This window comes from Aliivibrio sp. SR45-2, assembly GCF_963890165.1.
Taxonomy (GTDB): Bacteria; Pseudomonadota; Gammaproteobacteria; order Enterobacterales; family Vibrionaceae; genus Aliivibrio; species Aliivibrio salmonicida.
The window spans coordinates 42,831-66,977 of the sequence record NZ_CAWPRC010000183.1; the positions used below are offsets into that span (position 1 = coordinate 42,831).

Below are 24,147 nucleotides of genomic sequence, written 5' to 3' on the forward strand. Positions count from 1 at the left end.
CTACGCTACACCTTCTGCTATTTCACAATCACACTGCAAATAATTTTTTTTCTGAATAAACTCATCAAAACTCATGTCTTGTTTCGCTTCCATCTGTTGCTGTTTAAATAAAGACTCGGTGACCAGATGGGTTAGATTACCCATTTCGTCCTTATCAATCGTTGTGTCTTTATGCTGTTTAAAATACGTTTCAGATAATGTCTGTGTTGCTCGCTTATAAGATACGTTTTCATTTTTCATGAGCGCGAGCATTTGTGCCGATGGCGTTAATTTACTGTCCAAAAATTTCGCACGTTCACGATCTATACTTTGCTTGTGCCCTTCTGTAGCAAACACCTTATCAAACCAACATGCTATTGGTTCCATTGAAGATAATAATTCGACACCAAGATGTTTAAGCTCTATCTCCCCTTCAGTAGTGGGTAATAGTAACCCTTCTTTTCTCCCTTCGGTTGCAACTAATTCTTGGCGACGTGCAATTAATAATCGCTCCTCGTCTGTTAATTCTGGGCTTGGCGCTAATGCGTTATACGCAAGGAATGCATCGATAAAATGGCTTTGCTCTTCATTAATCCCTAGCGGTAAAAATGGGTTGTTATCTAAACTGCGTAACTCAATGTATTGAATACCGTGATGACACATGGCATATAAAGGACGCAATTGGTCATTAACGATTTTAGGTCTTACAGAACCATACAATTCATTTTCTAACTGTAATACCGACCCATTTAATTGTTGGTCTGCATTGAGGTGGGTATAGCGAACGCTTGGTGTGCTTAGTGCGTGACACAAATCCGCCAAGTATTCTTGTTTATTATTAAAGCTCACTGGATAAAGAGATTGCTCATTACTGCTATAGCCCATGTTACTCAGGCGTAACGACGTCGCCCATGGTAGGTAATACGTATCTTCATCAAATACACCTAAAGGATGATCTTGATTCGTTACATAGCTTTTATCTACCGCAGGCGATGTGCCGAATAAATAAGGAATAATCCAACCATTACGTAAAACATTGCGGATCAAATGAAAATAACGATCCGAAATAAATTCGCTTAACGGTAACTCACTGCTCATGTGCGAATGTAATGTCGCCCAAAACGAATCAGGGAATGAAAAATTATAATGAATACCTGAGATTAACTGCATTCGTTTACCATAACGGTTTGCCAACCCTTTACGGTAACGCACTTTATGTTGTCCTGCGTTAGAGGTCCCGTATGTCGCAATCACAATATCATCATCACTTGGTAGCGCCGGCGGCATGCTTGCGCCCCACATGATTTCATTATCAGGTAAATGCGCTGCGACGAAGTGATGCAAAGAAGCCAATGAATCAAACATTGCTTTTCTTTTCGTCATTGCCGGTGTCACTAACTCTAATTGCGCTTCTGCAAAATCAGTCGTGATATAAGGATGCGTTAATGCCGATCCCAGCACCTTTGGATGAGGTAAGCTTGAAATGCAGCTTTTTGGAGTGGTGCGGATCAGCTCTCTTTCAATTCCACGTCGGATGTCATGGAGTGTATTCATGGCATTTTCGTTATTTAAAAAAGAAAGCGTATTAGGTTCTAGGTATTTCACATCAGTATTTTTCATTTATGATCTTCATAAAAATAGTTTTAACGGTTCAAAGACGTAAAAACTGGAAAAAAGACGCAAAATTTTTTCAAATAATAGGAATAAAAAAGAGAGGAGAAAATAAACGGAAAATAGAGTGGTTATTTCCCATTTATTTAAAAAAAAGAACCGCATTATTTTGATTGCGGAGAACAACTTTTTCCTTTTTTAGGAGAATAACCAGTGACCGTTCCCCCATCATTAATTTCAAAATCACAACACGTCATTAAGTTCTCTCGAAATTTAACACGACCACGTTGGATACGGCTTTTTGCTCCAGATAAAGAAAGCCCTAACTGATCAGCGATTTCTTGTTGAGGAACTCCCTCCAATTCAGCCAAACGCAAAGGCGTACTGTATTTTTCAGGAAGCTCATCAATTAAAGGGCGTATACATTCAGCCATCTCTTTTCGAGCCTCTTCTACCGTATCTTCGTCTTCTGAGACCAAATCATCCGGCAACTCATCAAAAGGTTGTTTATTACGATGAAAATCCATGATCGTGTTATACGCAATTTTATATAGCCATCCTTTCAAACTGTCTTGCGATTTTAACTGGTGTAAATTGCTGCTGGCTTTTATATAAACATCTTGAAGAATGTCATCTACCGCACTTGCATCATCCACTCGTTTGTAAACGTAATTACGCAATTGTGCTTTGTGATTTTGCCATTCTGACAACATAAAAACAGACCTCAAATAAAAAATAGTTGGGGGGATTTGAGTAAGACGGTGAAATAGGTAAAAAGACGCAATAAATTCACATTATTTTTTATCTTTGTTTTTTAACCCATTTTTTTGCATCTTTTTTTTCTTCACGGCGTCTCTCTGATATTAGCCATGCAAAGAAAGTATTTATTGTTCACGCTTTCTCTACGATAGGCCCGTCGGTTACTGATAATTCGCAGTTACTTTGATTATCGTAACCCAAATCTATTTATTAAACATCAGGATGTCTCATATGAGCCTTACATTGATTGGATTATTCATTGCATTTTTAGGATTTTATTTCTTACTATCCCAATTAAAAAAACACAAAAAGAGTTTCAATTATCGAGTATTAACGGCCTTAATTGGTGGCTTAGTCTTTGGTAGCCTGATTCAGCTTACATTAGGCAATCACAGCGTGGTTGCTGGAGAGTTTTCTGAACTCATTTCTATTTTTGGCAGTGGTTACATTAAATTGCTGCAAATGATCGTGATCCCACTGGTCTTTGTTGCTATGACCGCCTCAATTATGAATGTTGAAGGAAACGGATCATTATCAAAAATTGCGCCTAAAATCATTGGCGTTCTCATTGTTACCGTGGCTATTTCAGCCATAGTAGGTATCGCTAGCATCTATGTCTTCAATATTGATGCAAACAGTTTGGTTAGTGTCGTGGGATCTAATTCCGCGATAGAAGCTCGAAATAATAACTTGGTTTCGACTCAAGAGCTGATGACCAATAATGGATTATCTGAACTGTTCCTATCTATTATTCCTAGTAACATTTTTGAAATGCTCACTGGTGCAGAAAAAACGTCAACGTTGTCTACCGTGCTATTTGGTATGTTCCTAGGCTTTAGCGTACTTCAAGTTAAGAAACGTAAACCAGAAAAAGTGCAAGGCTTTATCGATTTTATTAATGCAGCAAAAGAAGTCGTATTATCGATGGTTCGAGAGATCCTAAAGCTCACCCCTTATGGTGTGTTCGCATTAATGACCACCTTTATGATGACGAATGATCTGTTTGCCTTAGCTGAAATGGGTCGTTTCTTACTGGCAAGTTATAGCGCTATTATTGTTATGTTTGGTATTCACCTCGTGTTGGTTTCTTTATTTGGTTTATCCCCAAAAACCTTCGCGAAGAAAACGTGGCCAGTTCTCGTCTTTGGTTTTGGATCTCGCTCAAGCATGGCGGCGATCCCACTCAATGTAGAAACACAAACACAGCGCCTTGGTGTCGATGAAGAAACAGCAAATATGTCTGCCACTTTTGGTACCAGTATTGGACAAAATGGGTGTGCGGGTATTTACCCTGCCATGCTCGCAATTATGGCGGCTCAAGTCATGGGGATCCCTGTTGACTTCAACTTCATTCTTCAACTTGTTGCCGTGATTGCAATTGCGTCTTTTGGTATTGCGGGTGTAGGCGGCGGCGCGACTTTCGCAGCAGTTGCAGTACTGACCATTATGGGATTAGATATTACGATTGTTGCTATTCTTGTCTCAATTGAAGCACTTATAGATATGGCAAGAACCGCACTTAATATCTCGGGGTCCATGTTGTCAGGTGTCATTACAGCAAAACGTAATGGGTCATTAAACACTACGCAATATAACGCTCAAAGCACAACACCAATACAGAAAGAAAGCGAAGTTTCAGCCTAATCACGTCCACCGCTTCCTCTTTTTTCACCAACTCAACGCTTAACCAATAAGGGCATTTAATTTAATGCCCTTACATTTTAATCAGGTAAAAAATCATGAATATTATTGTTTTAGGTGGCAGTGCTGCCGGCATGAGCTTTGCGGCTAAATACAAAAGAAATCAACCCAACGACAACGTCATTGTGGTTGAAAAACGTGACTATATCTCTTTCGGTGCCTGTGGTTTACCTTATTTTGTCGCGAACAAATTCAGTGATACTGAACGAATGATCTCGCGAACACCTGAACAAGCCATCGAATCTGGCTTAGATATTCGTTTAAATACTGACGTTATTGCCCTTAACCAAACCGATAAAATGGTGACTGTGCGACACGAAAATAAAGAGCAATCACTGCATTATGATCAACTCATTATCGCCACCGGCGCTCGACCAATTATTCCAGATTTAGGTCAATACAATACTAAACAGGTTTATACCTTAACGAGCATGGAAGATGGCATCGCTGTAAAAAAAGCAATGCAAGATTTAAGCAAACCGAAGATAACAATTATCGGTGCTGGGTTTATTGGCTTAGAGATGTTTGATGCAGCACATGACTTAGGAAAAAACGTCACCTTAATTGAACGTGAAAAGCATATATTGAGTCGTCAATTCAGCCCAGAAATGATACATAACGTAGAAGAAGCAATTCGACAAACAGGTACGAACTTACAACTTAATACTCAAGTGAATTACATTAGCGATAATCATAATAGTTATACCATTGCTACTAATAACGGTGATATAACCGCGGATATCATTATATTAGCACTTGGATTCAAACCAAATACCGAATTTATTGAATTACCAAAGCTTGGGAACGGTGCCTTATTGGTCGATAAATTTGGTGCAACACAAGATCCAAATATTTACGCCGTCGGTGATTGTGCTAGCGTGCATCACCTCTCCTTAGATAAGCCGGTTTATCTTCCTTTAGCCACAACAGCAAATAAACAAGCCCGCATGATGGCAGATAGATTATCTGGTAAAGAAACCTATTTAACTGGCTTTTTAGGATCATCATCATTAAAGGTACTTGATTACGAATTAGCGAGTACGGGAGTATCTGAATGGCTAGCTAAGCAACATCATTTATCAGTGAATACGTCCGTTATTAATGATAAAAACCAAACTGATTATTATCCGGGTCAAGAAGACATAAAGATTAAATTGGTTTATCACCCAGAATCAAACGTGTTGTTAGGTGGTGAGATAGTCGGTAAAAAAGGCGCAGTTGGTCGACTAAATGCATTAGCGGTGGCCATCACCGCAAAAATGACGACACAACAACTCGGCTATTTAGACTTTAGTTATGCGCCTCCTTTTGCAAGAACGTGGGATGCTCTCAATGTTGCTGGTAACGTAGCTAAATAGGGATACTAACATCCCTTTATATATCCCCATCAGGTCAAACTGGTGGTTTTTTTTATTTTATTACTACATAAAAAAACACCGAACATTATTGGCTCAGTGTTTTTATTATAGATACTAAATCAATGCTTTTTCTATGAATTTAACTTATCGATTTCATTTTTCAATAAGATAAAAGAGGCTTGAATTTGAGCGAGTGGAGACGCGATATTCATTCGATAAAAATTTGCATCGGGCTCACCAAACCATGATCCCGGAGTTAATCCCATCTTCGCTTTATTTACGATAAGCGTTTTTAATGCTTCTTCTTCCAAGTTTAGTCCTGAGAAATCAAACCATATTTGGTTTGTCCCTTCTGGTTTGTAAGCCAGTACTTGATGTAGATTCTCTTCAAGGTAATTAACAATCCAATTCACGGTATTTTCGGTATAAGCTAAAAAGCCATCGAACCACGCTTGTCCTTTTTCATAAGCCGCTATGGTGGCAAACGTAGTAAACGCATTACCATGATCTAAAGATAATGAATTGACGGTGGCTTTTATCTGCTCGAACATCTCTTGATTGTCAGTATAAATATACCCGTTTGAGATACTATTTAAGCCAAAATTTTTCGCTGGTGAGCCGATAATCGAGACACTTTTTTCATAACCAAACTCAACAATACTGGTAAATTTATGCCCCGAAAATACGATATCCGCATGAATTTCATCACTGATTATCACGACATCATATTTTTTAGCGATATCGACTAATTGTTGTAATTCACTCTTTTCCCATACTCTCCCTACTGGGTTGTGAGGGTTACAAAGCAGAACCATTTTTACATCACCGCTTTGTAATTTTTCTTCAAAATCATCAAAGTCCATACGATAGTGACCACCTTCGATTTTCATCGTATTGCTGATCGCTTTTCTACCAGACGACTCAATTAAACGCTTAAATTGATGATAAACAGGGGTTTGAATTAATACTCCATCACCTACTTCTGACCATTCACGGATCAATAATGCAATGGCATTCAACACTCCAGGAACTTGAACAAAGGTCTTAGGGTTCAATTCGATATTGTGCTGACGCTTATTCCAATCTGAGATCGCCTTAAACACGGCAGATGAGTTAAATTCATACGCATACACTTCGCGATCAACAAGACGTTGTAATTCTAACGTGATGGGATTAGCAATAGGAAAGTCCATATCCGCTACCCAATATGGCGTCACTTCTTCTGTTTTATAAATATGGTTCAGCATATCAGAATCGTATTTTATGAATTTATTCTGAGCGTCACTATTTTTAGGCGTATCTGTAAACATGCGGTGTTATCCTCAATTAAAATTTATCTTTACGATAACTTAGACGCTTAATCATAAAAAAAGACGCACTATTTTTTATCCCTTATTTAAAGCGTAATATTTACGTAAAAAGAGTAAAAAATAATGCATCTTTTTCTTACTAACTGCGTCTATTCATTAATGACAGCATTGTATTAATGCGAAATTAAGAGAGAAAAAACATGTCACAAACAATAATAAAAGGCATTAAAGAGTTAAATGAAGAAGCACGTTCAACAGTAGAAGAAATGTCGATTGCAGAGGCTAAGGCATTATATCAAGACGATAACTATATCTTTGTCGATGTCCGAGAAGCCGCGGAACGAGAAGAGCATGGCGTGATCCCGGGGGCGTTTACTTGCCCAAGAGGAATGTTAGAATTTTTAATTGACCCGAAATGCCCTGCTCATAATAAGATTTTCAATCAAGATAAAACCTATGTTTTCTATTGTGCTCATGGTTTACGCTCACTTTATGCGGCAAAACTGGCCTCTGAAATGGGGTTATCACCAGTAAAAAATCTAACTGAGGGGTTCTTTGGTTGGTTAAAAGAAGAATAACGGTTATCTAAATACAAAAATAATCATTCACCTAATAAAACAAAACCCAACATCACAAAGAGGTTGGTTTTTTTAATGTCTAGTTTCAATCTATCCGTGGCATTTTTTGTTGCTCGAGTTACGGTTAAAAAAGGCGCTAATGCATACTTACAAGATAAACGAGGTAATACGGCAATCATGGGAGCTGTATTAAAAATAATGCAGGTTCAACACTACAAGAATTTACACACCTCTATGGTCAATCTGATCTATTCAATAATTAAAAAGAAATCAACACAATAAAAAAGCCCTTTAATCACTGACGATAGAGATTAAAGGGCTTTGCATTTTCTATTCATTGTGAAGATGACGGATTACGCTACTTTCGTCGCTTTTACCGTAATATTGGGCGCATTAAATTGTTCTTGTGACGCTATAAGCTGTAACTCATACGCTCCACGATTGAAGGTTTCTTTCATCACAGAATCAACCGCAGCATTGGTACGCTCAAATGCTTCAATTGGCGCATAGCCTGCCATCAAATTGGCCAGCATCACACCACTGATTAAATCCCCTGCCCCTACTGGCTGACGCTTTGCATCAAAGTCATATAAAGGACGAGAAACGTGGTAACTGCCGTCTTTGGTGGTTAATAGCATTTCAAAACGATCTTTTTGAATTCCCGCACGACTCAAGTGTTTTACCACTACCATCTTAACGCCTTTTTCAAGCAGTTGATTATTCGCTTCAATCACTTGATCTAAGGTATTAATAGACATGCCAGATAAACTTTCTAACTCAAGTAAATTTGGTGCAATAATATCTGCTGAAGCTAATGCAGATTCTTTAAAAAATACTTCGACTTCTGGTGCAACAATACAGCCTTTCTCAGGGTGCCCCATTACTGGATCACAAAAGTAAATCGCGTTTGGATTGTCTTGTTTGATTTTTTTAACAGCCGTAATAATTTCTTGGCCTTGTGCTGCTGATCCTAAGTAACCACTTAATACGGCATCACAGACTTTTGTTGCTTCAATTGCTGATAGACCATCAACTAATTCTGAAATATGGCCCGCAGGCATAGCGATGCCTTTCCAGCCTTGTAAATATTGTGTGTGATTTGAAAACTGTACCGTGTTAATTGGCCACACTTCCATTCCCATTCTTCGCATTGGAAAAACCGCTGCACTGTTGCCTGCACAACCAAATACCACATGAGACTGAATGGAAAGAATACGTTTCATAACATCACCATAATTTAAAATAGAGTAAGGGCTTCCGTGCCCTAAAATAAACGATAATCCTTTAAAACCCTAGGGCTTAATCTTCTTTTAATACTTTCACTGTGTAACTGCCATCTTTTTGAGCATATACACCGTGAATATCCGTTTCAAAGCCTGGGTAATGAGCGCCGATTGCACATAGCATCTCTAAGAAATCAAGTACTGGACGAGATTCTGTTGTTACCATTTCACCAGGAAGTACTAGTGGAACACCTGGAGGATAAGGAAGGATCATATTGGCACTTACGCGACCAACTATTTCTTCCAGTTTCACTTCTTCCACATTGCCGCGTAGCTCTTCTTGCCATGCTGCGTGTGGCGTTACTTTTAGTTCAGGTAATACATCAAACGCTTTGAACATCAATTCTGGTAAACGGTATTTACGAGTAAGGTCGTGAATGCCTTGTGCCAGTTCTTGAATGCGCATGCCTTCGTAGAAGCTTGGATCTTCGTTGTACAGTGAAGGTAAGAAGTTTTTCACTGTTAAGTTTAGATCATAGCCACGTTTAAAGTCAGTTAACGCACGCAGTAATTGCATTGCTTTTGATTTATCAATACCGATAGAGAACAAGAATAATAGGTTATATGGACCTGTTTTCTCTACTACAATACCGTGTTCATCTAAGTATTTAGCAACGATAGAAGCAGGGATACCTGTTTCACTCATTTCGCTATTTTCGTTCATTCCTGGAGTTAATAGCGTTACTTTGATTGGATCAAGGTACATGTGGTCATCATCGATGTCTTTAAAACCATGCCATGTATCTTTAGGATCCAGTTTCCAACATTCTGTTGTATCAATGTTTTCTGGTTGCCATACATCAAAGAACCAGCTGTCACTTTCACTTTCTAGACGTTTGATCTCTTTACGGAAACGAATAGCACGATCAATAGAGTCTTGGATCAGTTTCTTACCTGTATTACCGCGCATCATCGCCGCAGCAATTTCTGTTGATGCAACAATACCATATTGAGGTGATGTTGATGTGTGCATCATGAAGGCTTCGTTGAAAGATTCTTTATCAAACTCACCTTTCACATGGATCATTGATGCTTGAGAGAACGCAGCCAATAATTTATGAGTTGATTGTGTTTCATAGAACACTTTACCCGGCATCGCTTCACCACTCATACCACATTTACCTTCGTAAATAGAGTTGAAGTTAGTGTAAGGAACCCAAGCACTGTCGAAGTGGATGAATTTAGTGTCTAGCGTTTCTTTGATGTATTGAGTGTTATACAACAAGCCATCGTAAGTAGAGTTAGTAATAACCGCATAACCAGGCATAGTTGCGTTTGGTGTTGCTGCTACTTTTGCTTCAATCACTTCACGAGTGAATTCACTTTGAGGAATGCCACCTAAAATACCGTAAGCGTTACGCGTTGGACGGAAGTAGATAGGTGTTACATCACTCATCATCATCATATGAGTCAAAGATTTGTGACAGTTACGGTCAACAAGTACTGTGCTTCCTGCTGGTGCAGAGAACATACCTACAATTTTGTTTGAAGTAGACGTACCGTTCGTTACGATGTAAGAGCTGTCTGCATTAAACGTGCGAGCAATATACTCTTCTGCTTCTTTATGAGGACCAGAGTGATCAAGCAATGAACCTAGTTCAGGCATTGAAATTGATACATCCGCTTTAAATGCGTTTGGACCGTAGAAATCATAAAAGATGCTGCCTGCTGGACTTTTTTGGAAAGCAGTACCGCCCATGTGACCCGGAGTACAGAACGTATATTTACCTTCTTCTACGTATTTGAATAGTGCCTTAGTAAAAGGAGGCATGATTTGATCTATGTATTCTTCAGTCGCTTGATTAATTTTCAGAGCGATATCATCGGCCATGCCTAACGCATATTCGAAGAAATGAAGGTTTAGACGTAAATCCGTTAATGAAATATCTAACGTTGAATGTTGGTTTGCAAAGGCATACAAAGGCAATTTTTCATTCAAGACATTAATTTCAGTACATAGGTCTAATGAGTATTTATCCCAGTCAAATAACACACCACAAATGCGTGGGTTCATTTCAACCATTTTATACAAATCTTGTGCGTCTACTGGGTAAACAACTTTGTAGCCTGCTTTTTCTAAAGAAGCATGAAGTTCGCGAACTGGCTCTTCTTTAAAGAAAACACCTGAGTGGTTTAGGATAGCAAAAATATTCATTTTATATCTCCAAGACGAAACAAGGCGCTCCCCATCTTTTTGATGGTGAGGTAGTGGAGCGCCATAGGGGTAAATTAAGTAAGTTGGTAGCGTTAAATCGTTACGCTATCGAGTGACATTAATGGGTTGCAATCGCGGCTTCTGTTTCAGCTGCTGCATTTTGCTCTGCTTGTTTCAAGCCCATTTTTTTTGCGTAGAACATAAGGATAACCAGTGACACGATAAAGGTTGCAGTCAGTGTTGCACCTTCTGCACCAGCAAGCGCAATCATACAGAACACACAAGCCACGCCAGAGAACATCATCGTAAAGCCACTACGAGTAGTCATACCTTCAAAGCGAATTAAGTTAATGCTTGAGTAGAAGTAAGGAAGCATTGTTAGTAGTACGGCATCTGTTGTTAGCTGATTAAATAAGTCAGCAGTATGAGCAGATTGAGAACTGAACGCAGTAAGTACAATCATTAGCGCTGTCATTTTTAACGATGCTAAGATAAGCCCTTTTTTCGCTACGCCATTTTTATCAGTTTCGCCATAGATTTTAGGGAAGTTGCCATCGTTAGCAGCACGTTTACCGGCCTCACCAACTAACATCATCCAAGAACCAAGAGAAGTGAAACACGCAAGTGCAGTAAATGCAGAAACGAATGGAGCAGACCAGCTACCGAAGATTTCTGTTGTTGCCAGTGCGAAAGGTGCACTTGATGCAGCTACTTCAGACGCAGGGAACATACCACCAATAACTTGAGTCGATAGGATATAAATAATACCCGCAATCGCTGTACCCAACATGGTTGCTAGAGGAACCGTGCGTTTTGGATTTTTTACCATACCAGATGATACAGCGGCTGATTCAACACCAACAAATGACCATAAACAAATCAATACCGCACTGATAACAGCATGACTGTTTGTGCCTGATGATACGTTCCAGTTTTGGTTGTAAATGGCCATATCAAAATGCCCCCAACCAGCAACAGCGGTACCAACAACCGGAATAAGGATAAGCCCTAGACCTAGAGTACAAAGACGACTAACCCAGCTACCACCGAGTAAGTTTACAAAGGTAAATATCCATACAGACGCAACCGTTGCTATTGCAGCAGGGATTGGATGACTTAAAGCAGGGAAGAAAACAGATAAATAAGACACACCAGTAATGGCGATGGCTAAGTTACCAATCCAGTTTGCGTGGTAGTAAAGAACCCCAGTTTGGAAACCAAACACAGGAGCAACTTCACCAGCGTAAGCGATTGGACCACCTTCTTGTGGGTTCTTTGTTGCTAAGCGAGCAAAAACAAATGCCAAACTCAACGCACCAACTAAACAAATGATCCAACTAAAAATTGAAATTGAGCCAACAGCTGCTAATGAAGAAGGTAATAGTGCAATACCGCTCCCCATCATGTTGCCGGCAACAACGCCAGTACAGGCAATTAAGCCAATTTTTTTGGTATTCGATTCCATCATATCTCCAGGGATTATCGAATGGGCCTTTTTTCGTGCCCGTTATACTTAAATGTTCATTAAAAAGAGGAGACGTTATTTAAACCAAATTATAAAAACTCATTTGGGTATAAGAACAACATCTCGCTGTAATGTTGAGATGAAGATTACGCCCAAAGACAATAAAAAAAATCAGGATAAAATTATCAATAAAATAATGATGAAAACATAAGGAAGTTTATCTTTTTACATAAACACAAAAACCATTATAAGCATTTGTAATCAACAACTTAATTAAGTGTTGTTTATATTTAATTTGAGTTTTATAAAAAATATAAATTCATCAAGAATGATAATGTTCGGATATAAGGAAGATACGAAAGGAGTAAGAAGAGAGACAGCGGATTAAACAGTACCCATATAAAAAGAAGGTGTTAATTAACGACGAAATACAAACGTTTTTTTGTAAATCTTTAACCTCAATAGTAAAAAAAGATGGGTGTATTGTTTCATTATTATTGACTAAACAAAGCTCCCTACACTATATTAATCGCCGCGAATCCTTAGCAAACGATATTTTATACAATTCTATAACAAAGTTACTTATATTTCTTAAAGAGTGGCTTTTGCTCCCCTTTAATTCAGGAAAGATAAATTAACGATTAATAATAAGGAAATTTCATGACAAGCACAGATTCAACGCTAATTGAGTCAATGAACGAGGCATTAATGTCTGTCATTGGCACTATCAACGGCATTCTTTGGGGACAAGTTCTCGTCTATCTTCTGGTTGGTGTTGGTGTTTACTTCACACTACGTCTTGGTTTCATTCAAATACGTCAACTTGGTCATTCAATTCAAATTCTACGTAACGACAAAGAAGTCGAAAACGGCATCAGCTCTTATCAAGTATTTTGTACCTCTATGGCAGCTCGCGTGGGAACGGGTAACATGGCAGGTGTGGCAGTGGCATTAACCGTTGGTGGCCCTGGTGCTATCTTCTGGATGTGGCTTATCGCCTTATTTGGAATGGCAACCGCATTCATCGAATCAACTCTAGCTCAAGTCTACAAAGTAAAAGATGTTGATGGTCAATACCGTGGCGGCCCAGCATACTACATGGAAAAAGGCCTAGGCCAACGCTGGATGGGTACACTTTTCTCTATCTTTTTAATCATCGCTTTTGGTTTAGTCTTCAATGCTGTTCAAGCAAACACCATTACCGATGCACTTAGTCATTCATTTGGTTTTGATAAAACGATCATGGGTGTGGTTATCGTAGCGGTATCTGCGTTCTTCATCATGGGCGGCTTACGTCGTGTTGCAACGGCATCATCAAAAATCGTACCCGTAATGGCGGTTGGTTACCTTGCGATTGCTTTAATCGTTGTGGTAATGAACATCACTGAAGTTCCAGCAGTATTAACGCTTATCGTTAAAAGTGCATTCGGTTGGCAAGAAGCCGCAGCAGGTGGTGTTGCTTATACTATCGCGCAAGCTATGCAATCTGGTATCGCTCGTGGTTTATTCTCGAACGAAGCGGGTATGGGTTCAGCAGCGAACATCGCAGCAAGTGCAACGCCAAACCCTAACCACCCTGCATCACAAGGTTTTGTGCAAATGCTAGGTGTATTTGTTGATACGATTGTTATCTGTACCGCTTCTGCGGCGATGATTATGCTTTCTGGCGTAATGGATCAACCAAATGCAGCAACAGGTATCAGCCTTCTACAACAAGCGCTAACCAATGAGCTAGGTAGCTGGACAAGTTACTTCATGGCTCTTGCTATCTTATTGTTCTGCTTTACGTCTATCATTGCGAACTACAGCTACGCTGAAACCAACGTAATGTTCTTAAACGGTAACTCTAAGAAAGGCCTATTTGGTTTCCGCCTATGTGTATTAGCAATGGTGATGTTTGGCTCAGTGGCTTCTTTACCTGTGGTATGGAACTTAGCTGACGCATCAATGGGCATGATGGCATTAATCAATATTGTCGCGCTCATCTTTTTGTCTAAATTGGCAATTAACGTTATCAAAGATTACGAAACGCAATTAAAAGCAGGTAAAATACCTGAATTTGATCGCACTAAGTTTCCTCAACTGGATAACGTCGACACAGCATGGCATCCAGAGAAAAAGAAGGTGTAAATACTTTATTCTCTCGTAAATAAAAAAGCCCGTAGTACTGAGTACTACGGGCTTTTTGTTATCCATTATTTGTCATTTACATTAAACGAACTTCACTCGGCTTTACGGCTCTATACATAAAATAAGCCACGGTTTCTAGATCACTGTAAAACGCTAAGTTCTCACTTAACATGTACGTTTCTAGAGACGTATCCATAAAGAACGCTCGACTATAAGCGTCCCCCGCTTTATCTAAATTCCCATTCAGCTCTGCAAGCTTTCCTTCAAGAATGTATGAGAAAGCGGACTCTCTGCGCGCAAAAGCAAGCGAAAGGTATTTTTGAGCCGCTTCTTTATCATCTTGTTTAATGGCATTCATTGCTAATGCTTCATAAATACGCGCAGGCCATATTTCGTCTGTTGCAACCCCGTATTTTTCCACCAAATCTTGACTTAAATTATCAATTTTCATGGTGTTATCGTTCAATTCAAGCTCAGGGTTAAGTGCTGAAAATGCATTATAAGCAATATATAATTCAGCCAAAATATACCCATTATCAGGTTCTTCTGATGATATTTTCTCTAACAGTCGTATGCCTTGCTCAAACAATCGAGGATCCGGCTGATTGATATAATGATTTGCTTGAATCAATACCTCTAGCAACCCTTCCTCTTTAGGTAAGCCAAGCATTAATTCGTCCATCTGTGCTTCAGAAACAGTAACACCCAGTGCGTTCATTAAATCAAAAGACGATTGACGTAAAACACGCTCAAGATTGGATGGTGTCATTCGATATTGACGACTAAACAACACTTTATTGGATGTATTGCTGCGATACTCTACATCTAAATAGGTTTTATTTTGCTGCTCTTCAACACGTACATCCACCGCTTTCCCAGGTAAAATCCCAGTCGTAAAGGCGGTTTTATCTAATTGAACACGATAATTACCAACACTGGCTAAATCTGCCATTAATTTTTGACTTATCCCATCAGCAAGAAATTCCGTTTCATCTTTTTGATTACGGCTTGCATGAAACGTAAATTCGATTAAATCGATATCGATCGCTTTTGTAATGTGTGTACTGGTTTGTTGATACGTTGCCGACATAATCACTGCAATTAAAATACAAACAAGAAAAGCATCAAAAGCGAGTAGTTTCCAACGATGGAAAGAGTTAAAGCTTGCACCCTGTTTATTTTTTTCTTTTTCAACATCTTTCGATATTGTCGTGATAGCACGGGTTAGTGGGCCTGATGGAAAAGAAAGATCACGCTCTGTTGTTGTTACTTTCTCATCAATAAGCTCGTGAGCTGCATGCCCTGATTCTGCATAATTTAACGCTGAAGAGATTACCGTTTTAGAATAGTCACAAGGTTTCCAAAACTCTGTCTCTTCAAAATTAACGAGTTGAGTGTCAGCAACAAGCTTATAACCACGTTTTGGCACGGTCACAAGGTATCTCGCGTTATCTAAACGCCCATCTCTTAATATCTTGCGTAATTCAAAAATAGATTGAGTGACAACTTGATCAGTTACGAACGCGCCATCCCAAACATGTTGTATTAATTCATCACGGCAAAATACTTCACCGGAATGTTGGGCTAAAAAACGAAGCAAATTAACTAAACGTGGTTCAACCGAGACTTCCCTATCTTGGCGATATAATTTATTTTCTTCAATGACGAGAGTCCAGTCATTAATTTGAAAACATAATCCGACCATAAGATACTCATTGGTGTTAAATCGTTATTAATATAAGCAGTTTATGCATCTCAAAAAATAAAGATTATCTATTTATATTGATACGATTCATAAAAGAGATGGCGATTATAAATAAACTATTTATATCTGCCTATATCATTCCCTTATCAAAAATGAAATCTTAGGATCCAACGAATTAAAACAACATAAAAAATCAAACAATCAAACATAAGCAATTGAATTAAAACAAACTAATAAAATATAAAGATATAAGAGAGGTAACATAGCATGACCATTTTTCACATGAACAAGTCTATTTTTAATATTAATAGAACCTAGCGTTTATGAATGCAACATAAATGGAATATAAATAGATCAAGTTTTATCAACTTATAACCTTATAAAAAGAAGGGGAAATAAAAATCAAGAAAACATAAAAATGCTATTAATATTTACATCACTAATCAATAAATAATAGTGAACAAAAAAACATATAATGTATTGACCTAAAGTTAACTTTACCTTTTACAGTGTCTCTACGTTAATAATGAGTATGACAAGGAGTCACTATGACACAATTTGAACACGCCAACATCACCGTTCCAAACATAGATGCGGCCATCGCTTTTCTATTAAATGCAGCACCTGACTTTAGAGTCAAAATAGACCAAACACCAGTAGGTAGTTATCGATGGGCTCATGTCGGTAACGATGAATATTATTTTGCCTTACAAGAACCCAAAGATGCGACCTCATCACAAGATACCCGTAAGCCCTATCACAATATCGGTGTGAACCATATTGGAATGATCGTCGACAATTTAGACCATCTTCAGGAAAAATTACTTGCTTTAGGTTACGAACAAAATGGTCTAGTCACTCAAGAAAAACATGGGCGACGTACTTACTTTTATGACAAAGCAGGATTCGAGTGGGAGTTAGTAGAATACGACAGTGAAAAGCCGGAAGAACGTTACAGTTACTAATCAATAAGAAAGGGCGAACTCAAATAGGTTTGCCCATTTTTTGTATTAATTAAATCAACGTCAATTTACGCGTCTTTAGATTGCAGTATTTTATGGGTCATATATAACCCGATAATCATAGCAACAAAAAAGATAATCACATCTTTATTACCAAGAGCGATGCTTGATACGGCGGGTCCCGGACAAACACCGGCAATGCCCCATCCTAAACCAAAGATTACCGCACCGATAACTAATCGCTTATCAATTTTTTTATTGGTAGATAAACAAAACTCACCTGCATTTAATGGTTTTTCTTTCGGCTTAATCAATAGAAAATACGCGGGCATAAATACCAATAACGCCCCTCCCATCACAAACATTAAGCTTGGATCCCACTCTCCAGCAACATCTAAAAAAGCAATCACAACGTGAGGATCTGCCATTCCAGAAATAACCATACCGATACCAAAAAGAAGCCCTGAAACCAGCGATACAAAAAGAAATAATAAAGTAGCCATCATCGAATCCAACTAAAGAAGGTGATTGAGAAAAAAAACAGTGATAGCCGCAACAATCATAAAAGTAGCGGTAGCAATCATTGAGCGAACAGACAATCGACCAATACCACAGATCCCATGCCCACTAGTACAACCATTGCCTAAACGGGTGCCAACACCAACCAGTAAACCGGCAATAACAAGCGTGCTCACCGTCGCGTTATACTCACTAGGCACGTAAGCACCAAGATAATGAACACCACCAACACCACCAAAGATCATTCCCACAATAAACAAGACACGCCAAGCATAATCTTGTTTTTTAGGTACTAATAGCCCGGTAAGCACTCCACTAATTCCTGCAATTTTACCATTCAGCAGTAATAACAACGTCGCAGAAACGCCAAGTAACATGCCGCCAAATAAGGACTCCCATGGAATCGATATACTCATTATCTTCTTCTCTCTTTTAGGTTAACTCAGTGTTAAGCATACTAAATCATAAACATTAGTCAAAGATTATTTAGCAATGACTAATTTAGGTAGTGTGAATTCACAATCAACTAAACAGAAAATAAGAAGGGAAATATGGAATAAATACTTAACAAACTCAATGAAAGAGAAAAAAATTCTCTAAATTTGATTTTTTATGACATAAATAAGCAAGTTATTCTCCGGTGAAGCACGTATATTTCCCATTCATCTTGTTGCTATTGCACAAAAAAATATCAATACATTAAAACAATATAGAATGGACACTTTATATGGATAAGAAATACCTTTCTCTGCTGCTATTTTGCTCTGTGTGCTTCATTTGGGGAACCACATGGCTTGCTATGGAAATAGCCGTCGATACCATCCCACCAATCTTTTCGACGGCTCTGCGCTTTCTTATTGCTTCGCCTATTCTAATTTTATTGTCGAAGATTTTTAATCAACCTTTATTCTTTCCAAGAGGGAAAAATAAGTGGATGATTATTGTCGCTGTTTTCTATTTTGCGATCCCATTTACCTTAATGATAGCTGGTGAGATGTATATTTCTTCTGGCCTTGCATCTATTATTTTTGCCAACATGCCAATTGCCGTAATGATCACATCCACTTTATTTTTAGGCCTTAGACTTTCACCCCATCAATTTGCAGGCTTGTTTATTGCTGTCAGCAGTTTGTATGTCATTTTATCGAATGAGCTAGGGATTGGTGGTGATGATTTACTGATTGGTTCAGCGGCGTTAGCGTTAGCCGTTGCTATTCATGCGATCATGTATGTGATGGTGCAAAAATACTGTAAAGATATTCAAGTCATCACTTACAACGCCATTCCTAGTTTTATTGCCGCGCTATTATTGTTTATTACGTCATTTGCTTTTGAACAGGTCGACGTACAAGCGTTCTCATCATCTTCTGTAATAGCTGTCGCTTACTTAGGTGTCTTTGCAAGTGTCGGTGGCATTGTGGCTTATTTTAAATTAGGTCAAATATCCACCCCCTTTGCCGCATCAATCTGTTTCTTAATCTTCCCATTAGTCGCACTCAGTTTGTCTTCACTCACTTCTGGAACCACTATTTCAGACAAGTCCCTTATCATGCTAGCGCCGCTGCTTGGTGGGATTTTACTGTCGAAGATCCCACGAAGTGCACTCTCATTAAGTAAATTAAAAGTCCTCTATAAATCGGCATCATAATGAAAGAGACAATCTGGTTATTTATAACGAGAGATTAAAGAAAGAAGAAAGGGCGCAATTAGTGCCCTTTCTTGTATCGACACCCTATTCATAATAAGGTAGTTTAGGAGTATAGACGTATAGAATGCTATGAATTAAAAATAACTTAAGGATAAGTTGTGCCAATTAGAATCCCTGACCAACTCCCTGCTGCTGAAGTATTGCGCGAAGAAAATATCTTTGTCATGCAAGAATCTCGAGCCACCACACAAGCCATTCGTCCTCTTAAAGTGATCATATTAAATTTGATGCCTAAGAAGATAGAAACAGAAACTCAATTTCTTCGCTTGTTATCAAACAGTCCATTACAAGTGGATGTTGAGCTATTACGCATTGATAATCGCACCAGTAAAAATACCCCTACCGAACATTTAGATACTTTTTATCGCCAATTTGAAGGCATTAAAAATCGTAATTTTGATGGCTTGATAATTACTGGCGCTCCATTGGGTTTAGTCCAATTTGAAGATGTTATTTATTGGGAGCACTTACAAACCATCATGACGTGGGCAAAGGATCATGTCACATCGAGTTTGTATGTTTGTTGGGCGGCACAAGCCGGTTTAAAATTGCTGTATGATTTACCAAAGCGCACACGCAAAGAAAAACTGTCTGGTGTTTACAAACACACCAACCTTGAACAACATCACCCCATTTTACGTGGTTTTGATGATCAATTTTTAGCGCCTCATTCTCGTTATGCGGATTTTTCTGCCGATTATCTTAACGCTCATACCGATCTCGACATCCTTGCGACCTCAAAAGAAGCTGGGGTTTATTTAGCATCAACCAAAGACAAGCGAAATGTATTTGTTACTGGTCACCCTGAATACGACTCTCTCACTTTACATAATGAATATGTTCGTGATTTAGGTGAAGGAATGGAACCTATTATTCCTGTTAATTATTATCCTGATGATAACCCTGATATTCCACCAAAAGCGACGTGGCGTAGTCACGGACACTTATTGTTTTCTAATTGGTTGAATTACTGTGTTTACCAACAAACACCGTATGATCTTGACCATTTTTCAGAGCTCAACTTCACCCGCGATTAACTCCTCACTAGGGCGTAATACATCAGTTACGCCCGACTAATAATAAAACCATCTAGATTTATCTGATAGATAGCCCACACTTTTTTATTTCGATCAAAAAAATAGTCATCCCTTTAACTCAGATCAATCAAACCTCTATTTACAAAACCAACAACACTCTAAATGAGAACAAGCTCAATAAAAGCCTCTGATATGTAAGGTATTAATGCCTGTAATTGATTTTTTATTATTTTTTGCATTTATGCAGGTGGTTCTATGTTGTATTTTGAGTTTATCTTTCTATTACTGGTGCTCTATATTGGCTCTCGCTTTGGCGGGATTGGTTTAGGCGTCGTTTCTGGGATTGGTCTGGTTATTGAAGTGTTTATCTTCAAAATGCCCCCTACATCTCCTCCCGTTACCGTTATGCTTATTATCTTAGCGGTTGTTACTTGTGCATCGATACTAGAAGCCGCTGGGGGCCTAAAGTACATGCTGCAAGTCGCAGAGCGGATCTTAAGAAAGAACCCGAAACGCGTTACTATCATCGCTCCTTTTGTTACCTATGCGATGACATTCTTGCTAGGTACAGGTCACGCGGTGTATTCGATTATGCCTATTATTGGTGATGTGGCATTAAAAAATGGCATTCGACCTGAACGCCCTATGGCGGCGGCTTCTGTTGCCTCTCAAATCGCCATTACCGCTTCCCCTCTTTCTGCTGCGGTTGTTTACTATTTAGCGCAATTAGTCGATATCGATGCATCAATTACCTTATTGTCGATCTTAATGGTTACGGTTCCTTCAACGTTATTTGGTACGCTAATGTTGGCGCTGTACAGTTTACGTCGTGGTAAAGAATTAGACGATGATGAAGAGTATCAAGCTCGTTTAAAAGATCCTATTTGGCGTGAAAAAATCTTAAACACTACCTCTACGTCTTTAGATGAAAAACTACCAACCAAAGCCCGCAATGCGGTACTTATCTTTTTAGCTGCCATCGTGTCTATTGTTGTCATCGCTATGTTGCCAGAGATCCGCACCATCACAGAAGGTGGCGCTCCGATCAAAATGTCAGTCGTGATCCAAATGATGATGTTGGCGTTTGGTGGTGTCATTCTATTAGCGACGAAGACCGATCCTCGTGATGTTCCAAATGGTGTGGTGTTTAAATCAGGTATGGTTGCCGCGATTGCGATCTTCGGTATTGCTTGGATGTCAGACACCTACTTCCAATACGCAATGCCTCAATTTAGAGCCGGAATTGTGGATATGGTGACACTTCACCCATGGACATTCGCTTTAGCGCTATTCATTGTCTCTGTAGTCGTTAACTCTCAAGCAGCAACGGCTCGAATGATGTTACCTGTTGGCCTTGCTCTAGGTCTAGAGCCTGCTTTGGTGATTGGTTTAATGCCTGCAGTTTATGGTTACTTCTTTATTCCAAACTATCCATCAGATATTGCTACGGTTAACTTTGATAGCTCAGGTACGACCAAGATTGGTAAATACTACTTTAACCACTCGTTTATGTCGGTTGGTTTAATCGGGGTAATTTCGGCCTGTATGGTCGGTTATGTATTAGGACAAATAGTGATTGGTTAGGGTAACCTAATCAGACTTAACGTTTAAAAAAAGCCCGTGAGCATGGTTGTTAATAACAACCTGCATCTCGGGCTTTTTTAAAACAATCTTACAGAGATAAACTAAAGAACAAACCGGCTAAACACGCACTCATTAAGTTAGCTAACGTACCACCAAGTACCGCTTTAAAACCCATATTCGCGACTTCAGCACGGCGCTCTGGTGCCATCACACCAATAGAACCTAATTGAACTGCTATCGAGCTAATATTAGCAAAACCACATAATGCAAAAGTAATAATTACTTGGCTGTAAGCTGATAATTGATCTTTATGTTGAACAAAGTCGATAAAAGCAACGAACTCATTTAATACTATTTTTTGACCAATGTATGAACCCGCCATCACCATTTCACTTTCAGGAATACCAATGATCCAAGCAATAGGTGCAAATAAATAACCAAACACAATTTGCAGCGTTATGCCTTCAAAGCCAAACCATCCAGCAACCATTTCTAGTCCGCTGTTTAGCATTGCAATCACACTGACAAAAGCAATCAACATCGTACCGACAGCGACCGCGATTTTCATGCCATTCATTGCACCACTTGCCAGTGCATCTATCACATTACTCTGTTCGCTTTTATCGATCGTTAACTCATGCTGATCAACCGGCGTTTCTTGCTCAGGCACTAAAATCTTAGCCATTAATAAACTGCCCGGTGCCGCCATAAAGCTTGCTGCGATTAAATATTTAAGCTCAACCCCTAATCCGGCGTAACCACCTAGAACACTACCAGCAACCGATGCCATACCACCGACCATCACAGCAAACAGCTCCGAACGTGTCATTTTTGCCAAGAATGGACGGATAAGTAGAGGTGATTCACCTTGAGATAAGAAGATGTTACCTGTCGCAACTAAAGATTCAACCTTACTTGTTCCTAAGAATTTCTGAACCGCGCCACCTAAAACAGCGATCACTTTTTGCATGATGCCTAAATAATACAGAGCAGAAATTAAGGCACTGAAGAAAATAATGATTGGTAATACACGAATCGCAAAAATAAAGCCTGTTGATGCTAAATCACCAAATAAAAACGCGATGCCTTCATCAGCAAAACCCAACAAGCTTGATACCCCACGGCTTAGCGCAGCAAGAGCCGTCTGACCCCATGGAAAGTAAAGTACAAGAGCTGCAAAAGTGAGTTGTAGAAAAAGAGCTCTAAGAACGGTTTTCCAATTGATAGCTGAACGTTTTTCAGAAAATATCCATGCACAAAAAATAAGCGCGCACATGCCAAGTAGACTAAATAAAATGGTCATAGTAATGCCTATTTAATGATTAAAGGTAAATATGAAGAAACGAAAGGGCACGCCGCAATAAAGGACGTTAATGGTGAAGCGTTACTGTACCAAGAGGAGGTAGAAATAGATAAAAAGCTGTTCATTTGGGTTCCTTTACAAGCTGTTTAACAGTAGCTGGTCCTAATCCTTGGGGTCATTCACTGTTCCCTGTGACGGCTTGTATTGGGAAAAGGAGTATACATTGCGCAGATTTAAAATCACCAAATATGTGACATTAATCACTGAATTTACCTAACTGAAAAACAACCGTACCAATAAGGTACAAATAACCAAAAAAAACCGCCTTTATCACCATAAAAATAAACATATACAACGAAATATATACAGGCAATTTCAATCATAAGCATGCTACAGTTATAGGCTAAGCTTAAAATTGGAATATAAATATGGCGAATACAGAGCACATTGAAAAACTGGATAATATCGATAAATTCAGTGTTATTACTTATCGTTGTGGAATCGCACTTTTTAGCTTGGCACTTCTTCTTTCGTGCATTGCCCTGTCAGATGAGATCGGACTTATCGCTCTTGAGCAACCTCTCGATAAATTGGCGTATCTAGCCTTAGCGGTATCAAGTGCAATGAGCGCTGCAAATTTGCATGTGTATGATAAAAAAATCCGTATAATAATTACGTGGTCAACGTGGATAGGTTTAGTATTATTAAGCCAGTTAGACAATAGCCACTACTTTTGGTTACCTATCGGATTCTTGTTTATTACCTTCTCTGGTATTGCGATGAAAGAATCATTTTGTTTCAGCGTTCCGGGACTAAAAGCCATTCCATTTTTACTTTGTACCGCCGTGTTAATGCTCGCATTAAATATCTGGATCATTGCACTCGCTTGTTTGGCATTTTCTAGCGTTGTATTTGCTTTTCTTGCTATACAAAAATGGCGTATGCCACTGCATTTTGATATTGGCAATAAAGCGTATTATCAAAATTAAATCGCGTCATA

The 24,147-nt window shown here is 38.9% G+C and carries 21 protein-coding genes; 11 read left to right on the forward strand and 10 right to left on the reverse strand.

The genetic code is table 11. The features are described 5' to 3' along the window. Nucleotides 1-1,599, reverse strand: a complete 1,599-nt coding sequence (gene gshA / locus AACV33_RS17220; RefSeq protein ID WP_182699454.1) for a glutamate--cysteine ligase — start codon at nt 1,597-1,599, stop codon at nt 1-3. Nucleotides 1,600-1,754: 155 nt separating this feature from the next. Beyond that, nucleotides 1,755-2,303 carry an RNA polymerase sigma factor SigZ gene (gene sigZ / locus AACV33_RS17225; protein ID WP_017021302.1) on the reverse strand — a complete coding sequence of 183 codons (549 nt, stop codon included), beginning with the start codon at nt 2,301-2,303 and terminating at the stop codon, nt 1,755-1,757. 277 nt (nt 2,304-2,580) lie between these two features. Between sigZ and AACV33_RS17230 the strand changes: the two genes are divergently transcribed. Both AACV33_RS17230 and AACV33_RS17235 read left to right on the forward strand, forming a co-directional pair. Next, nucleotides 2,581-3,993, forward strand: coding sequence for a cation:dicarboxylate symporter family transporter (locus AACV33_RS17230; RefSeq protein ID WP_182699455.1), 1,413 nt, complete (start codon nt 2,581-2,583; stop codon nt 3,991-3,993). A gap of 95 nt (nt 3,994-4,088) precedes the next feature. After that, on the forward strand, nt 4,089-5,408 hold the full coding sequence (locus tag AACV33_RS17235; protein WP_182699456.1) for a CoA-disulfide reductase: 1,320 nt from the start codon (nt 4,089-4,091) through the stop codon (nt 5,406-5,408). Nucleotides 5,409-5,539: 131 nt separating this feature from the next. Here AACV33_RS17235 and AACV33_RS17240 read toward each other — a convergent pair whose 3' ends face one another. After that, nucleotides 5,540-6,718, reverse strand: a complete 1,179-nt coding sequence (locus AACV33_RS17240) for a MalY/PatB family protein (protein ID WP_182699457.1) — start codon at nt 6,716-6,718, stop codon at nt 5,540-5,542. Nucleotides 6,719-6,918: 200 nt separating this feature from the next. Between AACV33_RS17240 and AACV33_RS17245 the strand changes: the two genes are divergently transcribed. Both AACV33_RS17245 and AACV33_RS17250 read left to right on the forward strand, forming a co-directional pair. Then, nucleotides 6,919-7,296, forward strand: a complete 378-nt coding sequence (locus tag AACV33_RS17245; protein WP_017021306.1) for a rhodanese-like domain-containing protein — start codon at nt 6,919-6,921, stop codon at nt 7,294-7,296. Nucleotides 7,297-7,371: 75 nt separating this feature from the next. Then, on the forward strand, nt 7,372-7,578 hold the full coding sequence (locus AACV33_RS17250; protein WP_182699458.1) for a hypothetical protein: 207 nt from the start codon (nt 7,372-7,374) through the stop codon (nt 7,576-7,578). Nucleotides 7,579-7,649: 71 nt separating this feature from the next. On the opposite strand, the gene pdxY is transcribed toward AACV33_RS17250, so the two are convergent. From pdxY to cadB, 3 genes are all read right to left on the reverse strand, one after another. Further along, entirely contained in the window at nt 7,650-8,519 is an 870-nt protein-coding gene (gene pdxY, locus AACV33_RS17255; RefSeq protein ID WP_182699459.1) for a pyridoxal kinase PdxY, read from the reverse strand. Between the two features lie 76 nt (nt 8,520-8,595). Then, nucleotides 8,596-10,734, reverse strand: a complete 2,139-nt coding sequence (locus AACV33_RS17260) for a lysine decarboxylase CadA (protein WP_017021309.1) — start codon at nt 10,732-10,734, stop codon at nt 8,596-8,598. Nucleotides 10,735-10,852: 118 nt separating this feature from the next. Continuing rightward, nucleotides 10,853-12,199, reverse strand: a complete 1,347-nt coding sequence (gene cadB, locus AACV33_RS17265) for a cadaverine/lysine antiporter (protein ID WP_017021310.1) — start codon at nt 12,197-12,199, stop codon at nt 10,853-10,855. Between the two features lie 660 nt (nt 12,200-12,859). Here cadB and AACV33_RS17270 point away from each other — a divergent pair. Next, nucleotides 12,860-14,329, forward strand: coding sequence for an alanine/glycine:cation symporter family protein (locus AACV33_RS17270; protein WP_065611554.1), 1,470 nt, complete (start codon nt 12,860-12,862; stop codon nt 14,327-14,329). Nucleotides 14,330-14,405: 76 nt separating this feature from the next. Here AACV33_RS17270 and cadC read toward each other — a convergent pair whose 3' ends face one another. Next, a complete protein-coding gene (cadC, locus tag AACV33_RS17275) occupies nt 14,406-16,034 on the reverse strand; it encodes a lysine decarboxylation/transport transcriptional activator CadC (protein ID WP_065611553.1) in 1,629 nt (542 codons plus the stop codon). 548 nt (nt 16,035-16,582) lie between these two features. Between cadC and AACV33_RS17280 the strand changes: the two genes are divergently transcribed. Beyond that, on the forward strand, nt 16,583-16,999 hold the full coding sequence (locus AACV33_RS17280) for a VOC family protein (protein ID WP_182699460.1): 417 nt from the start codon (nt 16,583-16,585) through the stop codon (nt 16,997-16,999). A gap of 65 nt (nt 17,000-17,064) precedes the next feature. Here AACV33_RS17280 and AACV33_RS17285 read toward each other — a convergent pair whose 3' ends face one another. Further along, the gene (locus AACV33_RS17285; protein ID WP_182699461.1) at nt 17,065-17,502 is read right to left on the reverse strand and encodes a YeeE/YedE family protein; all 438 of its coding nucleotides are present in this window, start codon (nt 17,500-17,502) and stop codon (nt 17,065-17,067) included. Nucleotides 17,503-17,511: 9 nt separating this feature from the next. Next, the gene (locus AACV33_RS17290) at nt 17,512-17,931 is read right to left on the reverse strand and encodes a YeeE/YedE family protein (protein WP_065611551.1); all 420 of its coding nucleotides are present in this window, start codon (nt 17,929-17,931) and stop codon (nt 17,512-17,514) included. A gap of 311 nt (nt 17,932-18,242) precedes the next feature. Between AACV33_RS17290 and AACV33_RS17295 the strand changes: the two genes are divergently transcribed. From AACV33_RS17295 to AACV33_RS17305, 3 genes are all read left to right on the forward strand, one after another. Further along, entirely contained in the window at nt 18,243-19,163 is a 921-nt protein-coding gene (locus AACV33_RS17295; protein ID WP_065611550.1) for a DMT family transporter, read from the forward strand. A 158-nt stretch (nt 19,164-19,321) separates the two neighbouring features. Further along, the gene (gene metA, locus AACV33_RS17300; protein WP_017021317.1) at nt 19,322-20,260 is read left to right on the forward strand and encodes a homoserine O-acetyltransferase MetA; all 939 of its coding nucleotides are present in this window, start codon (nt 19,322-19,324) and stop codon (nt 20,258-20,260) included. Nucleotides 20,261-20,515: 255 nt separating this feature from the next. Beyond that, nucleotides 20,516-21,844, forward strand: coding sequence for an anaerobic C4-dicarboxylate transporter (locus AACV33_RS17305; protein WP_026025383.1), 1,329 nt, complete (start codon nt 20,516-20,518; stop codon nt 21,842-21,844). A gap of 88 nt (nt 21,845-21,932) precedes the next feature. On the opposite strand, the gene AACV33_RS17310 is transcribed toward AACV33_RS17305, so the two are convergent. Then, nucleotides 21,933-23,147, reverse strand: a complete 1,215-nt coding sequence (locus AACV33_RS17310) for a NupC/NupG family nucleoside CNT transporter (RefSeq protein ID WP_017021318.1) — start codon at nt 23,145-23,147, stop codon at nt 21,933-21,935. Between the two features lie 15 nt (nt 23,148-23,162). Between AACV33_RS17310 and AACV33_RS17315 the strand changes: the two genes are divergently transcribed. Both AACV33_RS17315 and AACV33_RS17320 read left to right on the forward strand, forming a co-directional pair. Continuing rightward, on the forward strand, nt 23,163-23,297 hold the full coding sequence (locus tag AACV33_RS17315; RefSeq protein ID WP_017021319.1) for a hypothetical protein: 135 nt from the start codon (nt 23,163-23,165) through the stop codon (nt 23,295-23,297). 278 nt (nt 23,298-23,575) lie between these two features. Then, the gene (locus AACV33_RS17320; RefSeq protein WP_017021320.1) at nt 23,576-24,136 is read left to right on the forward strand and encodes a DUF2301 domain-containing membrane protein; all 561 of its coding nucleotides are present in this window, start codon (nt 23,576-23,578) and stop codon (nt 24,134-24,136) included. The last annotated feature ends 11 nt before the right edge of the window (nt 24,137-24,147 follow it).

Bases quoted from the DNA above. Each gene is read 5' to 3' on its own strand.
- AACV33_RS17245 (WP_017021306.1), top strand. From the start codon at position 6,919: ATGTCACAAACAATAATAAAAGGCATTAAAGAGTTAAATGAAGAAGCA.
- AACV33_RS17235 (WP_182699456.1), top strand. From the start codon at position 4,089: ATGAATATTATTGTTTTAGGTGGCAGTGCTGCCGGCATGAGCTTTGCG.
- cadC (WP_065611553.1), bottom strand. From the start codon at position 16,034: ATGGTCGGATTATGTTTTCAAATTAATGACTGGACTCTCGTCATTGAA.
- cadB (WP_017021310.1), bottom strand. From the start codon at position 12,199: ATGGAATCGAATACCAAAAAAATTGGCTTAATTGCCTGTACTGGCGTT.
- AACV33_RS17250 (WP_182699458.1), top strand. From the start codon at position 7,372: ATGTCTAGTTTCAATCTATCCGTGGCATTTTTTGTTGCTCGAGTTACG.
- AACV33_RS17290 (WP_065611551.1), bottom strand. From the start codon at position 17,931: ATGAGTATATCGATTCCATGGGAGTCCTTATTTGGCGGCATGTTACTT.
- AACV33_RS17305 (WP_026025383.1), top strand. From the start codon at position 20,516: ATGTTGTATTTTGAGTTTATCTTTCTATTACTGGTGCTCTATATTGGC.
- AACV33_RS17280 (WP_182699460.1), top strand. From the start codon at position 16,583: ATGACACAATTTGAACACGCCAACATCACCGTTCCAAACATAGATGCG.
- AACV33_RS17320 (WP_017021320.1), top strand. From the start codon at position 23,576: ATGGCGAATACAGAGCACATTGAAAAACTGGATAATATCGATAAATTC.
- AACV33_RS17260 (WP_017021309.1), bottom strand. From the start codon at position 10,734: ATGAATATTTTTGCTATCCTAAACCACTCAGGTGTTTTCTTTAAAGAA.
- AACV33_RS17270 (WP_065611554.1), top strand. From the start codon at position 12,860: ATGACAAGCACAGATTCAACGCTAATTGAGTCAATGAACGAGGCATTA.
- AACV33_RS17295 (WP_065611550.1), top strand. From the start codon at position 18,243: ATGGATAAGAAATACCTTTCTCTGCTGCTATTTTGCTCTGTGTGCTTC.
- AACV33_RS17285 (WP_182699461.1), bottom strand. From the start codon at position 17,502: ATGATGGCTACTTTATTATTTCTTTTTGTATCGCTGGTTTCAGGGCTT.
- pdxY (WP_182699459.1), bottom strand. From the start codon at position 8,519: ATGAAACGTATTCTTTCCATTCAGTCTCATGTGGTATTTGGTTGTGCA.
- AACV33_RS17240 (WP_182699457.1), bottom strand. From the start codon at position 6,718: ATGTTTACAGATACGCCTAAAAATAGTGACGCTCAGAATAAATTCATA.
- sigZ (WP_017021302.1), bottom strand. From the start codon at position 2,303: ATGTTGTCAGAATGGCAAAATCACAAAGCACAATTGCGTAATTACGTT.
- gshA (WP_182699454.1), bottom strand. From the start codon at position 1,599: ATGAAAAATACTGATGTGAAATACCTAGAACCTAATACGCTTTCTTTT.
- AACV33_RS17230 (WP_182699455.1), top strand. From the start codon at position 2,581: ATGAGCCTTACATTGATTGGATTATTCATTGCATTTTTAGGATTTTAT.
- AACV33_RS17315 (WP_017021319.1), top strand. From the start codon at position 23,163: ATGATTAAAGGTAAATATGAAGAAACGAAAGGGCACGCCGCAATAAAG.
- AACV33_RS17310 (WP_017021318.1), bottom strand. From the start codon at position 23,147: ATGACCATTTTATTTAGTCTACTTGGCATGTGCGCGCTTATTTTTTGT.